Origin of the sequence: Veillonella rodentium, assembly GCF_900187285.1 — a bacterium.
GTDB classification, from domain to species: Bacteria; Bacillota; Negativicutes; order Veillonellales; family Veillonellaceae; genus Veillonella; species Veillonella rodentium.
The window spans coordinates 1,926,434-1,941,985 of record NZ_LT906470.1; the positions used below are offsets into that span (position 1 = coordinate 1,926,434).

At 41.9% G+C, this 15,552-nt stretch carries 16 protein-coding genes; 5 read left to right on the top strand and 11 right to left on the bottom strand.

Features of this window, described 5'->3' with window-relative positions:
- The first annotated feature begins 512 nt into the window (after positions 1-512).
- Positions 513-1,187, top strand: coding sequence for a response regulator transcription factor (locus tag CKV62_RS08845; protein ID WP_095066579.1), 675 nt, complete (start codon positions 513-515; stop codon positions 1,185-1,187).
- Complete coding sequence (locus CKV62_RS08850) at positions 1,165-2,574, top strand: sensor histidine kinase (protein ID WP_095066580.1); 1,410 nt, start codon at positions 1,165-1,167, stop codon at positions 2,572-2,574. The genes CKV62_RS08845 and CKV62_RS08850 overlap by 23 nt, the downstream gene beginning before the upstream one ends.
- Before the next feature lie 202 nt (positions 2,575-2,776).
- Here CKV62_RS08850 and CKV62_RS08855 read toward each other — a convergent pair whose 3' ends face one another.
- From CKV62_RS08855 to CKV62_RS08870, 4 genes are all read right to left on the bottom strand, one after another.
- Positions 2,777-4,093: a DUF445 domain-containing protein gene (locus CKV62_RS08855; protein ID WP_095066581.1), complete on the bottom strand. Its 1,317-nt coding sequence runs from the start codon at positions 4,091-4,093 to the stop codon at positions 2,777-2,779.
- Positions 4,090-5,325: a DUF445 family protein gene (locus tag CKV62_RS08860; protein WP_095066582.1), complete on the bottom strand. Its 1,236-nt coding sequence runs from the start codon at positions 5,323-5,325 to the stop codon at positions 4,090-4,092. Before CKV62_RS08860 ends, CKV62_RS08855 begins: the two co-directional genes overlap by 4 nt.
- 111 nt (positions 5,326-5,436) lie before the next feature.
- Entirely contained in the window at positions 5,437-6,141 is a 705-nt protein-coding gene (locus CKV62_RS08865; RefSeq protein ID WP_095066583.1) for an MBL fold metallo-hydrolase, read from the bottom strand.
- A gap of 149 nt (positions 6,142-6,290) precedes the next feature.
- A complete protein-coding gene (locus tag CKV62_RS08870) occupies positions 6,291-6,647 on the bottom strand; it encodes a winged helix-turn-helix transcriptional regulator (protein ID WP_095066584.1) in 357 nt (118 codons plus the stop codon).
- Positions 6,648-7,042: 395 nt separating this feature from the next.
- Here CKV62_RS08870 and CKV62_RS08875 point away from each other — a divergent pair, with 395 nt between their 5' ends.
- From CKV62_RS08875 to CKV62_RS08885, 3 genes are all read left to right on the top strand, one after another.
- Positions 7,043-7,672: an NAD(P)-dependent oxidoreductase gene (locus CKV62_RS08875; protein WP_095066585.1), complete on the top strand. Its 630-nt coding sequence runs from the start codon at positions 7,043-7,045 to the stop codon at positions 7,670-7,672.
- A gap of 160 nt (positions 7,673-7,832) precedes the next feature.
- Entirely contained in the window at positions 7,833-8,615 is a 783-nt protein-coding gene (gene ygiD / locus CKV62_RS08880; protein ID WP_095066586.1) for a 4,5-DOPA-extradiol-dioxygenase, read from the top strand.
- Positions 8,616-8,691: 76 nt separating this feature from the next.
- The gene (locus tag CKV62_RS08885) at positions 8,692-9,369 is read left to right on the top strand and encodes a lactate utilization protein (protein ID WP_095066587.1); all 678 of its coding nucleotides are present in this window, start codon (positions 8,692-8,694) and stop codon (positions 9,367-9,369) included.
- A 42-nt stretch (positions 9,370-9,411) separates the two neighbouring features.
- Here the strand turns inward: CKV62_RS08885 and CKV62_RS08890 are convergent, their stop codons facing one another.
- The 7 genes from CKV62_RS08890 to pta form a co-directional block, all read right to left on the bottom strand.
- Positions 9,412-10,203 carry an HpcH/HpaI aldolase family protein gene (locus CKV62_RS08890; protein ID WP_095066588.1) on the bottom strand — a complete coding sequence of 264 codons (792 nt, stop codon included), beginning with the start codon at positions 10,201-10,203 and terminating at the stop codon, positions 9,412-9,414.
- Positions 10,204-10,222: 19 nt separating this feature from the next.
- Positions 10,223-10,780 (bottom strand): nitroreductase family protein, encoded by a 558-nt coding sequence (locus CKV62_RS08895; RefSeq protein WP_095066589.1) that lies wholly within the window; start codon positions 10,778-10,780, stop codon positions 10,223-10,225.
- Positions 10,781-11,004: 224 nt separating this feature from the next.
- Positions 11,005-11,547 carry a glutathione peroxidase gene (locus CKV62_RS08900; RefSeq protein WP_095066590.1) on the bottom strand — a complete coding sequence of 181 codons (543 nt, stop codon included), beginning with the start codon at positions 11,545-11,547 and terminating at the stop codon, positions 11,005-11,007.
- Between the two features lie 161 nt (positions 11,548-11,708).
- Complete coding sequence (locus CKV62_RS08905; protein WP_095066591.1) at positions 11,709-12,164, bottom strand: ferritin-like domain-containing protein; 456 nt, start codon at positions 12,162-12,164, stop codon at positions 11,709-11,711.
- Between the two features lie 259 nt (positions 12,165-12,423).
- The gene (locus CKV62_RS08910; protein ID WP_095066592.1) at positions 12,424-13,218 is read right to left on the bottom strand and encodes a hypothetical protein; all 795 of its coding nucleotides are present in this window, start codon (positions 13,216-13,218) and stop codon (positions 12,424-12,426) included.
- 276 nt (positions 13,219-13,494) lie between these two features.
- Positions 13,495-14,154, bottom strand: coding sequence for a DUF542 domain-containing protein (locus tag CKV62_RS08915; protein ID WP_095066593.1), 660 nt, complete (start codon positions 14,152-14,154; stop codon positions 13,495-13,497).
- A gap of 265 nt (positions 14,155-14,419) precedes the next feature.
- Entirely contained in the window at positions 14,420-15,418 is a 999-nt protein-coding gene (gene pta, locus CKV62_RS08920; RefSeq protein ID WP_095066594.1) for a phosphate acetyltransferase, read from the bottom strand.
- Between the last annotated feature and the right edge of the window lie 134 nt (positions 15,419-15,552).

A 15,552-nucleotide genomic window follows, 5' to 3' on the forward strand; every position in this document is an offset into this window, starting at 1 on the left:
AATCAACATTCATAACATGTTCCATAATTATAAATCGAAACAGACCTCTTAAATTCCTACTAAAAATGCCTCGAATTTAGCCCGTAAAAGTACACCAAAAAAGCCAATTATAAATAACGATTATTTCTATGATAATTATTATCATAAGTTTTTCTTGTGATTTTCTTCACAACCCCGAAAATCTGAAAAAACAGGTCTAACTATGCACATACGGCAATCTTCGATATAGTTTCCTCGTCATTCATTAGTAGAATTCATTAAGATTCATGGGTTCCGCTCATTTCGGCGACTTTCATATGAAGAAAAGCCTCATAACCTCGCTATTTCGTTCATGTTTTGCTCATTCCTATTGTATAAGGTATGATTATAGATAAATAAATTATATAATATTATATATAGGGCCTTATATAAGTCGCTTCTTTTATAAGAAAGCACATATATAACAACTATATCAATGTAGTCTGAGAGCTAAGAGAGCTATATTTTTTTATCATACATAAGGAGAACTGAGAATGAAAATTTTACTTGTAGAAGACGAAGAAATGCTAAATGGTATTACAGCCAAATATTTACGCGCAGAAAATATGACGGTTGATACGTGCTTCAACGGTCAACAAGCTATTGATTATGTAAATACATCCAGTTATGACGTAATCGTTATGGATATTATGATGCCGGTTCTTGACGGTGTCAGCGCATTGGCGCAGATCCGCAACGACGGCAATACGACACCTGTATTATTGCTTACGGCAAAAGACTCCTTGCAGGATAAGGTAACCGGCCTCAACACGGGTGCGGACGACTACCTTGTAAAACCGTTCGATCTCGAGGAATTGACTGCCCGTATTTACGCTTTGGCTCGACGCAATGCGCGCCACGCACAAAATGACATCCACGTAGGTCCGTTGACGATCAATGTACCTCAACGTACGGTAAAACGCGACGGCGAAACGATTTCATTGACGGCGAAGGAATTCGACCTCTTGTTCTATTTAGCAAGTAATGAAAACATCGTATTATCCCGTCAACAAATTCTCGACCATGTATGGGAATACGATTATGAAAGCCATTCTAATCTAATCGACGTATATATTAAAGATTTGCGCAAAAAAGTCGATACTGATGAAAATGTAAAACTTATTCAGACAGTTCGCGGAGTAGGGTATGTCCTCAAAACAGAAAACTAATGATCCTCACCGAGACTTGGATACCATATCGGGGGCGGCCACTGATTTATTCAACCGCCTCCCCCTTACATTCAAAATCATGTCTTGGTACACCATCTTCCTGCTCATCATTTTGATGGTCGCATCCGCATGGATTTATACATATACTCACGAATCGGATAACAAAGAGGTACGGGAACGCCTGCAGCAGCAAGCCATGATCATGGCTACGGATATTCGCAAGTTCAAACCGTATCAGGATAATACATTCTTCTTCGTATCCACGCAGGACGAGTATATCATCAAAGGGGCGTTGCCTGATGGATTTCCTAATCAGACAGTGCTTTCCTTGGGGCAGGTAGGTGAAATTCAGGCCGGTGAAGATACATTCTATTATTACGATACACCTGTGAATGAACCGAATTACCGGGGGATTCTCAGAGCCGCTACAAAGGTAAAGACGGCGTCGAAAAAAACAGAAAATCTATTGTACAGCCTCTTGTTGGGTAATGTAATATTCTTACTCATTTCATCACTGGGGGGCTACCTTTTTATCAAAAAAGGTCTCAAACCGATCCGAACCTTGACGAGAACGGCGAAGTTCATCGGCAAGAACAACGACTTGAGCCGACGCATCGATATTCCGGCGCGAACGGCACGGGATGAAATTTATGAACTGACGGTCACATTTAACCGCATGATTTCAGGCTTGGAGGACTCATCCAACCGCGAAAAGCAGTTCAGTTCGGACGTTTCTCATGAATTGCGCACACCGATTTCCGTCATTCAGGCGGAAAGTGAGTACGCCTTAAAATACGCTCGGTCCGAAGACGACCTGCGCGAAGGACTCACTCATATTCAGGAGCAGGCGAAATTCATGTCAAGCCTCGTATCCCAGCTATTGGATGTAGCACGCCTGGAGAAGGCTCACGATCTCAATGTGGCACCGCTCGACGTATCGCAGATGCTGACGAATATGGTTCACGATTATACGCGATTATCCAGTGAAAGACATATTACCATTACGTCACGCATCGAACCGGGCTTACACATAACGGCTCACGAAGTGTCTTTGCGACGTGCTATCGCCAATCTGGTGGATAATGCGATGAAGTTCACCAAATCAAAAATCGATATTTCCGCCAGACGTGTCGGCGACGAGCTGGTTATCGAAGTCACGGACAACGGTATCGGCATCGAAAAGGAAAATATCGAGCATATCTGGAACCGCATGTACCAGACGGAACAATCCAGAAATAAAAAATCAAATCACGGTATCGGTCTCGGCCTGTACTTTGTGAACAAGGTTATCACCTTGCATCACGGTACGGTCAGCGCGACGAGTACACCGAATGTGTTTACGACCTTTACCATCCGCCTGCCATATTCGGAGGCGGAAGAAGAATAATTTCATACAAAAAGGACAGCCACCGTGTGAATGGTCCCTTCCTATTAGATGTAATCTCTAATATCGAAAGACATCACCCGATGCGGCTGTCCTTTTATTTTATTATGCCCTTGCTGTGTTATGAGCCTACCGGTATAAGCTTATCGTTATAGTCTCATCGTTATAATTCATTTGTTATAACCCATTGTTATAATCCTGACTGTTACAATCCCGTTAACTGTGCCCATAGAGGTGTGTACACATATTCCAGGAATATCCATGTCAACAAGCCCGCCACGGCTCCTACGACGGCACCGTTAATGCGAATCCAGCTTAGATCGTCTTCCACCTTGGATTCGATAAAGTAAATAAACTTATCGGTACTGAGGCCGCCCAATACCTGACGGATGATGGTCTCGATCAAATCATAGCCCTGCTCCAGCACATATCGGGCGATATCATGCATGGTTCGCTCAATACGGTTGCGCAAGTCCTCGGACTTGCCGTATACATTCCACAGTTCAAGCGCGATGTTGACGAGCACCTGAGCCGGCGTTTCGCCGTTCTCATCCCCTACGAGGAGCAACTCCTCAATATAAGGGCACAGATGATTTTCGATAATCGATTCCCAGTCCTGCTCTCGAATCCAGCGTTCCCACGCTTCATCGAGGGCGGCACAGACCTCACGATTGTCCTCGATATTGCGAATCGGCGTTACCCATTGTCTTAGCCACGCCGTCCGCTCCGGACTGTTCGGATGCTTCCATGTTTCAAGCATGGCGTAGACTTCCTGAATGATGGCCTCCGCCATTTCCTTATAGTTGATCACATCCGTCGCTTCCGATACGGATATAAAGAAATCCTGAAAGAATCCCTTGCGCTTTTTACGATGCGCCTCTTCCGCCACAACAGAGGTGAGCCATGTCACCATCGCCGGATGATTCATACGTTCCTGAACGACACCGAGAACCTGCACGACCATGCTTTCATAGCGATTATGCTCACACAGATCGAGCAGAACGTGTTTTAAGGCGGGCACGAGGGATTGTTTCCTCAACAACGTGCGAATGCGATTCGCCCCCCATGTGGCCCATTCCGCGGAAGATTGAGATTTCCACACCAGGTGAAGCCCTTGATGTATGACGAGCCGTGCCGCCCGCTGCCCCTCAGGGGACAGAAGGAATTTCTCAAAAAGCGGTACAAACTGTATATTACCGACCAGAACGAGGCATCGATCCTTCGTGAGCATCTTCGTTTTCACCAGCTGAATGACGCCATTGATGAGGCGTTCCTTGTTGCGCGGAATCAACGCCGTATGGTACGGAAAGCCCAGAGGCTTGCGAAACAGCGCCGTCACCGCAAACCAGTCCGCCACACTGCCGATGAGCGCCGACTGAACCGCCCAATACAACGGCTGATACCAGCTTTCACCGTCATAAAAAAATTGTCCTATGAAAACGAAGCAATACAGGAGCGCCGTTAAAGCAAAAATACCGTTAGCACGCTGTTTCAACGTGAGTGACCTGATGTAATGAATCATCCTATCACCCCCTTGAAAAATACCGTGAGGCCGTAGAATACGCCGCCCAGCACGGCCCCGACGAGGGCCCCGTTAATACGCACCATCTGAAGGTCGTAATACATTTTGCCGCGCACGATATGCGTAATCTCGTCCGACGAATAGCGGGACAGTTCCTGACCTACGACGCGATCGATGAGAGGATGCAGTTTCTGCAGCCACGGAATGCTGCGAAGGAGGAAAAATCGTTCAAAAGGCGCCTGTTTATCGGGATTCAGGAGGATTTCCGTACAGAGGATGTTAAATCGTTCCAGCACCATGTCCATGAGGCGATGCCAGTCCAACGTGTCACCGTCGATGAGCTTTTCCTCCCATTCCTCGAGAATCATGCGCACCCACTGGTCCTTATGTTCTTCGATGAAAGCCTGCCATTCCATGTTCGTCTCCAGATTATTGAAAAATCTGATGGCCTGGCCCCATACATAGCGTCCCAAGGTGGAGTCGATGGACTCGTTTTCCTTGAGAAATGTAACCGCCTTTTTCTGCAACGTGTCTACCAGCCGCTCCGGTGAAAGCTCATGACCGCCAAAGGCGATGGCCAGCTCGCGGAAAAAGGAATTCTTCGTGTATCGCTTCATGATATCCAGCATGACACGATACAAGTATGGGTATATCTGATTCGAAGAGATAACGCGCTGACAGGTGCGATTGAAATAGAGCCAAAACACGCTCGCCGTATGGCGTTCCAACATGCATCGGCCGAATAAGATAACGAGCGGCGTCGCCTTCCAGTTGGACACGCCCTTATAAACGGCCTTGTTGATTTCCTGGCGCATCGGTTCGATATCCATATGCGCCAACACCTGATTGCCTATGCCGTACAGGAGATTGCGGATCTGGTTCTGCCCCACTTCGCTCACACCGTATTCGACGATGCGCACCATGACGCGCTCCTTCTTGATGGCATAGTACATCTGAGGAATCCGCAACAGTTCCTCACTGAGCATGGTGCGACCGATCTGAATCAAACGCTCCTTGCTGCGCGGTAAAATAGCCGTTTTAAAAGGAATCCCCAAGGGCTTCGTAAAAAGAGCCGTCACCGCATACCAGTCCGCGAGCCCACCGATCATGGCGGCCCCCGAAACATGCATCACAAAGGCCCAGAATGCATCATGGCGTTGAGGATATGAAATTATAAATATAATCGCCATGACGCTCAATAGTAAGGTCGCCATCGGTTTAGTTTTTATCATCACTTGATCCTAACTTTATAAAGTACGTATACGGACTCTCCCTATATAACGCAACGGTCCCTCTTGATGGCTCAACCTTCGCCGCCACACATAATACGGTGAAAGCAGTATTTAAGCGATTGTACATTCATCGCCATCCTTCTGCGGATGCCAAATCGTCACCTCCGGATAGAGGGCTTCAAAATAAATGGACGGATGCCATTGAGGTCCGTTCAAATGCATAGGAATGAGCATTTTGTTGACCGTCACGCGGCGCAAGAACTCGATAACGCCCCATTCTTGAGCCGCTTCCAGGCGATTATCCACGGGGAACATCGCCACGTCGACGGAAAGACCTTCCAGCTCCTTGAACTCACGCCAAGCCATGCGCTTTGCATCCGCATTGTTTTCCGGCGTATCGCCGAGCCAATGCCACCAGTTCAAATCGCCCGCATGGAAAATAGAGTCGGAGTCGATATTCGCCGTGTTCGTCTTCACGTAAAAGGATCCGCCCTCATCGGTGCTGCCGTACATATGAATGCCTACATCATCCATCGCCGCATCCTGACCGGGACGCATGGTGATACATTTCTTAACCTTTCCCTCGAGAGGTACATCCTTATGACAGATATAACGCGTATTCGGTCCATCAAACTCCGTGATGGACGGATTGAAGTGATCCTGATGAATATGGCTCACAAAAAACCAAAGCTCACGACCGCGCTTCGCCAGCTGCCATACAGTATTATTCGGATCCTTATAATAATCAAATACATAGCATCGCTTTCCGTCGTCCACGAGAAAGCCGCTATGCGATAAAAATGTAATGTTCATCATCTATTATCATTACCTTCCAGTATATGAGAATATATATCAAGTATTTTTTATTATACCATATTTCTGTTTCAGAAATATAAAAAGCCGCAAAATACAAAATTTATATAGCCGCCTCTATATTCCTCGTCATTTTACATAACAATTATATATTATATACGTCCTGACGCCTTCATATAATCAATATATTGATTACCCCATGTTTCAAGAGATGCGAGAACAATTTTAAAGCCCGCCCCCACCTCGGTGAGGCTGTATTCGACCTTCGGCGGAATAGAGCTGTACACTTCGCGGTGCACGAGTCCGTCGTCCTCCATCTGGCGCAATGCACGGGTCAAGGTTGCCTGCGTGATAGGATACAAACGCCGTTCTAATTCGCGAAAACGTACGGGACCTTCAGATAATTCGTGCATGATCAGCAGTGCCCATTTACCGCCCAATAACTTTTGACTCGTTGCGTATGGACAACGACCCACTAAATCGTGAACATTTACCAAAGCTTCTGCCATAATGAAACTCCTTATTACTATTAACACACGTACAATGTTATCTTCTTACAAATTAAATAACACTTTATATTATTATCGTATCATAGGTAAAAGAAATTTCAAGGATTTTATAGTATCTTTTTTATGGGTACAAAAATTTTTGTAAATTTTTTAATCAGTAATCATCACAATTCTATCACTTCTGATAGTACCTATCTAAAATAATTCTACTATGTAAAACATATGCACTCATCTATAATATAATCATCAGCTGAACACAACAGATTGTAGCGTAATAAATTAAAAAAACACTATCATATAGTGCTGCTACAAATTTACGAACTACAAACAGTATAGTAAAACCATAATCAATATCTCTTCACGAGAGATATGCTTTCAGGAAAAGGAGAATCATCATGAATATTTTAGTAATCGGTGCCAATGGTAACGCAGGTCGTCTTATTGTAGAAAAAGCACTCAAAGCAGGTCATCAAGTAACGGGCGTTGTTCGTCGTGAAGGTGCAATTGAAGGCATTCCGACTATCGTAAAAGATGCATTGCAATTAACAAAACAGGAATTAACCCAATTTGACGTCGTGATAAATGCCACAAGTGCTTTCACTCCAGAAACCTACTATTTACAAACAGATTTGACCTTATTATTGGTAAAAGCATTAGCTAATACAGATACTCGCCTTATCGTAGTAGGCGGAGCCGGCAGCCTATATGTAGACGAAGATCACACGCTACAACTATACGATACACCGGATTTTCCTGCAGATTATTTAGGTCTTGCAAAAGCACAAGGCAACGCGATCGATATCTTACGTAAATTCAGCAATGTAGAGTGGACATTCTTCAGCCCTGCACCGATCTTTGATGCAGAAGGTCCGGAATCTAACGACTATATCATCGGTAATGAGGAAGTCATCGTAAATAAAGATGGTAAACCATATATTTCGTATGAAACTTTCACACAAATCCTGGTCGATGAAATCAACAACCACAAATTCAGTCGCCAACGTTTTACCGCAGTGCAAAACTAATATCTCAATCTATTGATATGTAACAACATCCTCCCAACACAAAACAACCTATATAAAGACACCGAGGGCTATTGACTGCAACCAATAGCCCTCTCTTATAATTAAAACAAAAACTTTAAACAAATATTAATTATTATATTTATAGACAGCAGGTGATCCAATGAAACGCATGCCAACTCTATTCGTAGGCCACGGAAGTCCCATGATGGCCTTGGAACATACAGAAACGACAAATACTTTCAAAAATATAGGACAAAATATTATCAACAACTATGGTAAACCAAAAGCCATACTCGCCGTTTCCGCCCATTGGTACGCGGACGGCACCTATGTGCAAAGCGCCGAGAATCCGAAACAGATCTACGATATGTACGGATTTCCCAAAGAGCTATATGAGGTTGTCTATCCCGCCAAGGGCGATAACAACCTAACACAAAAAGTTCAGCAGTTACTGGGTGACGACGTTTCTATCAACGATACATGGGGCATCGATCACGGCATGTGGACCGTATTAGTTCACATGTTCCCTGATGCATCCATTCCCGTTGTGCAACTATCCATACATAAAAACCTGAGTCCTGAAGAAGCCTATCAACTAGGTAGAAGACTCCAATCATTGCGCACCGAAGGCTATCTCATCATAGGCAGCGGTAATATCGTTCACAATCTCAGGCGCCTGGAATGGGATAATCCATCCGGCACCCCTGCTGCGATTGAATTCGATCGATACATTGCCGATGCGGTCCTCGCGAACGATACGGATAAGGTCATCAATTATGCGCAGCATCCTCAAGCAAACTACGCTGCACCTACACCGGATCACTACCTCCCGTTAATTTATATTATGGGCGCCGGTGAAAATGCGAAACCCACTGTATTTAATCAAACCTATAATTCAGGATCCCTGTCGATGACGGGATTTATATTTGAAGATAGTATATAAAACGCAAGCCCTCCATTGAATTATGCATGAAAACCTGTACAATAAAGGTAAGAATCATACATATCAAGGAGGGCTTATGGCAAATACAGAAACGACAATCAACGCAGTTGTCAATCCTCACACGAACGATGCGCCTATCGATATCGAAAAAACGATACGGGCCTTGGAGCGCAATAACTTCGTGGTCCATTATTTCGAGACCGGTCATGAGGCGACCGCATATCTGAAATCCCGCATTCAGCACAAGCGCGTGGCTCTCGGCGATTCGCACACCTTGTTGGAGCTCGGCGTCTACGATGCGCTCTGCGAGGTCAACGAGGATGTAACCGATATTCATCGTCCTCTCCCCGGTGAAAGCTTCCGCGAAACGGCACTCCGCACGATGGGACGCGCCGTATTCCTCACCTCCGTCAATGCCCTGGCACAAACAGGTGAAATGGTCAATATTGACGGCACCGGTAATCGTATTGCCGCCTCGCTGTTCGGCTCTGAGGAAGTGTTTTTCGTACTTGGCCGCAACAAGATTACATCGGATTTAGCATCCGCCATTTACCGCGCCCGTAATACGGCGGCACCGCTCAACAGCAGGAAAAACAAGAAAAGTTCGATTAATCCATGCGCAAAACTGGAAGAAAAATGCTACGACTGCAGTTCTCCCGATCGCATCTGCAATGCATTGACCATCTACTATAAAAAGATGCGCAACATGCAGACAATGGAAGTCATCATAATCAATGAGGACCTGGGTTTCTAATAATTACAGCGTTTTTCCACAAAACTTTTTAAAAAATCTCGATTACTTACCAATACCGGATTTAAATGTGGCAAGTGTTGTATCAGCTGCTTGCACAAGGAATTGAGTATCTGCACCAAGGCCAAGGAAGCTCGCTCCAAGATCAGCAAAACGTTTAGCTTGTTCAGGTGTTAAAGCGACAGTACCTACTGGTACACCAAGTTCACGAATACGTTTAATAGCATATTCCATTGCCTCTTCTACCTCTGGATGGAAGATATTAAGGCCATGACCCATGTCTACAGCAAGGTCGATTGGGCCAAGGAATACACCGCCAATCCCTTCTACACTGGCAATAGCATCAAGGTTTTCAATACCTTTGCGACTTTCAATTTGTGGCAAAATACACATTTCATCATTGATACGCTCTAGGTAGTCTGTAATACGTCCATAACGACCTGCACGAACAGCACCAGCACCCATACCGCGATTACCGCGTGGAGCATAAGAAGCCCAGTACATAATTTGTTCTACTTCTTCACCACTTTCCACCTTAGGAATAATAATATTATGAATACCAGAATCAAGATATTGTTTCAAAACACCTGTACCGGCCTCAGGAATACGAACTACAGGTGTCATATTATACGCTTCAATTGTTCGTGCAATTTCCACGATAGAGCGAATATCGTGCGCACCATGTTCACCATCCACAAACAACCAATCATAATCAGTAGTTGCTAAGATTTCTGCTACTTCCGCAGAGGGGATCTCTTGAGCAACACCATATTGCAATTTACCCGCTTCGATATTACGTTTAAATTGATTATGTAAAAAATCTTTTGTCATTGCCATGATAAGCCTCCTATCTATATTATTTAATAAAATCTGTAGGGAATAGTTCTTTTTTAACAACTCGTTCTTTCATAGGAATATCTGTATAGCCTAATATCATAGATCCGATAGGCATATGGCCTTCCGGTACGCCAAGTTTACGAGCCAGTTCCTGGTTATCCCGTAATGCTACAACCGTTGTATTCATGGCACAAGACCCAAGTCCGATACTCGTCGCAGCAAGCTGCATATTTTGAATTAAGCTACCCAAGGTCCAATATAAATTCCCTTTGCACATCTCTGCCGTATAAGGCGTATTCGGAATACCTTCTGTCCGTTCAATAGCGGATACGAGAATCCACACAGGCGCCTTGTACATATACATAGGATTATTCTGTTGATTAAAGCGTTCTCCGTTCACCTGTGCCTCCGCCAAAAGTTCCGGGTTTGTAATCACATGTAAACGCATATCATGTATACCTAGATGAGGCGCCAAATAGGCAGCATCCAGAATAGTATTGATTTCATCATCACTTGGTATTTCATCTTTAAAACGACGGAAACTAGCACGTTTTTTCATAGTTTCAAATAATTCCATAAGACCTCCTCTGAAAATATAGGTTTTTCTACATTTATAAGTCAATGTTTTATATAGAATATATAAAGGAATATAGTAAATTAAGTTATTAAGAGTTTTATAGGTAAAATTACTATATTATGAGGATTAGTAATTTAAGTTATTAAGCGGTTTATAGGCAAAGTTACTATATTATGGGGACTAGTAATTTAAGTTATTAAGGGGTTATAAGTTAAATTTCTATATTATAGTAAGGATTTAATGCACTCTTCCATCTCAGCCGGTTCAGCCATCGGTTCAAAACGTGCTACTACATTGCCTTTGCGGTCTACGACGAATTTAGTAAAGTTCCATTTCACTTGATCATCTTTTAAGTAATTAGGGTCGATGGAATTCAAGTGACCAGTTAGCATATCTGTTAATTCACTAGCTGGGAACCCTTTAAAGCCCTGTTCTTTAGTCAAGTATTTAAACAAGTCAATTACATTTTCACCGCGTACATCCGCTTTTGCCATTACAGGGAATGTAACACCAAAGTTCAATTTACAGAAGGACTGTACTTCTTCATTGGAACCTGGTTCCTGTTCGCCAAATTGATTAGATGGTACCGCAATAATTTCAAGACCTTTATCTTTATATTGTTTATAAAGGGCTTCCAATCCATCATATTGCGGTGTAAAACCGCATTTACTAGCTGTATTTACGATGACAAGTACTTTACCTTCAAAATCTTTTAAACTTTGTTCTTGTCCATTTTTGTTGATAAGGGAATAATTATATACACTCATGATAGCCTCCTAATAAACAGTAGTTGATACTGTTACATATTGATTGTTACATATATTGTCAGATATGTAGAAATAAAATTTTAGATATTTATGAAAGTTGAGCCTCAAAAATTGAGGTTTAGTAAGATTTAGATTTAGTAAGATTGAAGATTAAAATCCAATTACATTTGTTTTACTAAGTAATTTTGGTAGCCAATACGTTCAATCAATTCACATTGTTGTTCCATCCAGTAAAGATCTTCCTCTTCATCTAAGTAGTATTCTTTCAATAATTCATAGCTAGCAATATCAAAGTTTTCAGGCTTTACACATTGACCAAGCATTGCTACACCTTCAGATTGAGCTTTGATTTCTACTGCCAAGTAATCTTTAAATTCTTCACATACTGGCACAGCTTCCTGTGCATTTTGCTCTACCTTACCGCCAAGGTCGATGATACGATTAATAAATTTAGCTGCGAAATCGCGTTCTTCCTTTGCATGTTCTTGATACTTTTCACCAAGTTTACTAAAACCTTGTGCTACAAAGATGTGACTGTGGATCTCATGGTTGAAAGCACCTGCATGTAAAGCGTCTACTAATTGTTGTAAGTTTTTAATAATTTCTTGTTTGTTCATGATAAATCTCCTTATACTTGTTATTGTTTATTATTCAAATATTTTTCGTAATTTCTAAGGTGTTGTTACCTTATGGCTATACTATATCTAAAATTATAACCTCTAACAATTACTAAGAAATTCGATTTAAGAAAGAACTTCACGAACTTTACTATCTGTGAATCAAAATCGCTAAGTTTATAAAAAAGGAGTGTATTTATGCTTTTACAAGCACAAATACATTCCTTTTTATAACCCTAAATATAAAAGAGATTCTTTATTACACTAATAATGTTTTCACATCATAATTAAATTTTGCCGTTGTTTCCGCCGCAGTTTTTTGCCATTCTGTTGTTGCTGTACCATCTTTTTCAAGGAAGAATCCAGAATCAAGGTAGCGAATGATAATATAATTGGAATCTTTTTGATCAAAACCATTACCACGAGTGAAATCGATACCATGACCTGTATTGCGCGTTACGATAGATTCCAATAATGGCAACGTAATGGCGTTCAAGGTGATTTTCATATCAGGAGAATCAAAGATCTTTTTAAGGAATGAGCTCGGTTTTTCTTCCTTATACACTAACAATTTGCTAATTGTACCATTAGATGCACATACTACCCGACGAATTTCATTAATAGGAATATCTACCTTACCATTCGAGATAACACCATTTTTAATGGTGATTTCTCGTTTACCCATGTAGGAGTAATCTAGTGGCAATTGAAGAGTGTCTAAATTTGCAGGAAAGTCCGCTGTCAATTTATGGCGAGCAAAAGCAGCAATGATTGCTTTTGTTTCACGAATGTTGTGACCAGCATTAAATTCCTTACGGTCTGTATCTAAATCTTGACCTTCAATATTTTTCCAATTGTGGTCTCTAAATGTAATTGTATAGTTACTGTTTGAATTTAAATATCTTGTAAGATGAAGCTCATTTACATCATCAAAATCAATGTCAGTTATCACCTGACCATTTGCATCTTTGCAGAGTACACCATTGTAACTAACCGTCAATATACGATCCGTACTTTCAAAAACAACAGGATTTGTGTCGAATACAGAAATCATAGCCCTCTCCTTTTCACGACTTCAAACATAACTACACCTGTATATATCAAGTGCATTTACTCAATATATTGATTAATTATATTAATCAACTATAATCAATTTAATCATACACCTTCTATATGTATTTACGCAAACCACATATTTTCCCCATACTATAGCTACAAACTCATGACTCTCAAGATAACAAAAGACACCAAGCATTCGATTGGTGTCTTTACTACATACAAGGAGCCATTTTGCAATAGCACCTTGTCGTTATACAGATGATATTATAATCTATTTCATGTCAAACAAAACAGAATTTTCTAAGAAAATATGTTCATGAAGACCTTCTTCTAAGGCTTTCATGGTCTTAAATACATACACATAAGTAGCACAACCATCTGCTGGTGCTGTGTACTGGTTGGTCAATGCACTTAAGGATTCCAAAAGTACACCTGCAGCTTCGTGTTCAGCCCGAAGTTCATCAAAGTCTACGGGTTTACCCGCTTTAAACTCAGGAAAGTCTACATGTTCTTCATGCCGGAAATGAGGTATAAGAGCGGATTTGAGTTGCAAAAAGGTTTGATAAATCTTTGCCAATTCCTCACCATGATGGTCATAATGTACATTTAGTAGTTTTGCCAACCCTTGGTCAATTTCATCAATCATATTTAATTGTTCTCGATGGTAATTATGAACGATGTAATCAATCAATTGGTCTTTAGAATAACTAAGCACCTCTGCACGAGAAGATTTCTGAGCAACTTGTATATCATTTAGCATAGTAATGTATGCATCCACATCTTTACCTTTTTCTGCAATAGCCTCCGCTAAAGGATGTCCACCACCACAGCAAAAATCAATTCCATCTTTTGCTAATACATCCATTAACTCTGGATTTACTTTAACCGCATCAGCTACAGTCATGGATTTATTAATAGTTCCAAAACTCATAAGATACACCTCCAATGGTTTACGCCGATCTATTTTCTTATAATTATACTATACGACCAACCATGGATTCTGTCTGTCGCAGTGGCTACGAATTTGAAAGTAACATGACAACAATGGTAACGCTGTAGGAAATAACATAAAGTAATGAATATAAAAATATATGGATATATATTGAACATACAAAAAGCTGGCCCTATAGAACCAGCTTTCAGCATATCAAAACATACATGACATATGTTTATATATAAAATTGTGTGAGTAACTATTAAATGCTTTCAACAGCAGCGATAGCCGCAACGTCTACAACGTCTTGAGCGGAGCAGCCACGGGAAAGGTCATGAACTGGTTTAGCCAAGCCTTGAATCAATGGGCCAAGAGCATCAGCGCCGGAGAAGCGTTGTACCAATTTGTAACCAATGTTAGCAGCTTGAAGATCAGGGAAGATCAAAATATTAGCTTTACCAGCTACATTGGAGCCAGGAGCTTTCTTTTCTGCTACGGAAGGGACGATGGAAGCGTCCAATTGTAATTCGCCGTCAAATTTGAAATCAACGTTGCGTTCTTTCAAGATGTTAACAGCTTCAACCACTTTATCTACTTCTGGAGTGGAAGCAGAACCTTTTGTGGAGAAGGACAACATGGATACGCGAGGATCAGCCATGCCAACAACTTTGCGAGCTTTTTCTACAGTGGATTCTGCAATATCAGCCAATTGTTCGCTAGTTGGATTAGGCAATACGCCGCAGTCAGAGAATACAAGCATACCCTCATCGCCATATTCTTTTTTGCTTGTAAACATGAACATGGAAGAAGATACAGTTTTAAGACCCGGTTTAGTACCGACAACCTGCAATGCAGCGCGCAATACGTTTGCAGTCGGAGATGCGGAGCCGGCCACCATGCCGTCAACAACACCGAGACGAACGAGCATAGCACCGAAGAACAGGCAGTCGCCTTTTAAAGTTGCGTCAGCTTTTTCAGGTGTCATACCTTTTTTAGCGCGCAATTCTACGAATGTATCAACCATTTCCTGGTAACGGTCGTAGCCGGCAGGATCGATGATTTCGGCACCTTCGATGGATGCGCCTACGGCTTTAGCAGCTGCAGCGATTTCAGCAGAATTGCCTACGAGCACCGGTGTGCAGAAACCTTCCTTCAAGATGATTTCAGTCGCTTTCAATACGCGTTCATCCTTGTATTCCGGCAATACGATTTTTTTACCTAACGGTTTTACTTTGTTTTTCAAATTTTGAATCAAATCCACGATTTTGCCTCCTTAACATTGGCTATTTATGCCATATCAATACTATTATTATAGCAAATTACACATATTGGTAAAAGTAAAAATTATTTTTGGGAATCTATTCCAAACTTTACCTTATTTTAAGTAAAAGTTGG

Bases quoted from the DNA above. Each gene is read 5' to 3' on its own strand.
- CKV62_RS08845 (WP_095066579.1), top strand. From the start codon at position 513: ATGAAAATTTTACTTGTAGAAGACGAAGAAATGCTAAATGGTATTACA.
- CKV62_RS08850 (WP_095066580.1), top strand. From the start codon at position 1,165: ATGTCCTCAAAACAGAAAACTAATGATCCTCACCGAGACTTGGATACC.
- CKV62_RS08855 (WP_095066581.1), bottom strand. From the start codon at position 4,093: ATGATTCATTACATCAGGTCACTCACGTTGAAACAGCGTGCTAACGGT.
- CKV62_RS08860 (WP_095066582.1), bottom strand. From the start codon at position 5,325: ATGATAAAAACTAAACCGATGGCGACCTTACTATTGAGCGTCATGGCG.
- CKV62_RS08865 (WP_095066583.1), bottom strand. From the start codon at position 6,141: ATGATGAACATTACATTTTTATCGCATAGCGGCTTTCTCGTGGACGAC.
- CKV62_RS08870 (WP_095066584.1), bottom strand. From the start codon at position 6,647: ATGGCAGAAGCTTTGGTAAATGTTCACGATTTAGTGGGTCGTTGTCCA.
- CKV62_RS08875 (WP_095066585.1), top strand. From the start codon at position 7,043: ATGAATATTTTAGTAATCGGTGCCAATGGTAACGCAGGTCGTCTTATT.
- ygiD (WP_095066586.1), top strand. From the start codon at position 7,833: ATGAAACGCATGCCAACTCTATTCGTAGGCCACGGAAGTCCCATGATG.
- CKV62_RS08885 (WP_095066587.1), top strand. From the start codon at position 8,692: ATGGCAAATACAGAAACGACAATCAACGCAGTTGTCAATCCTCACACG.
- CKV62_RS08890 (WP_095066588.1), bottom strand. From the start codon at position 10,203: ATGGCAATGACAAAAGATTTTTTACATAATCAATTTAAACGTAATATC.
- CKV62_RS08895 (WP_095066589.1), bottom strand. From the start codon at position 10,780: ATGGAATTATTTGAAACTATGAAAAAACGTGCTAGTTTCCGTCGTTTT.
- CKV62_RS08900 (WP_095066590.1), bottom strand. From the start codon at position 11,547: ATGAGTGTATATAATTATTCCCTTATCAACAAAAATGGACAAGAACAA.
- CKV62_RS08905 (WP_095066591.1), bottom strand. From the start codon at position 12,164: ATGAACAAACAAGAAATTATTAAAAACTTACAACAATTAGTAGACGCT.
- CKV62_RS08910 (WP_095066592.1), bottom strand. From the start codon at position 13,218: ATGATTTCTGTATTCGACACAAATCCTGTTGTTTTTGAAAGTACGGAT.
- CKV62_RS08915 (WP_095066593.1), bottom strand. From the start codon at position 14,154: ATGAGTTTTGGAACTATTAATAAATCCATGACTGTAGCTGATGCGGTT.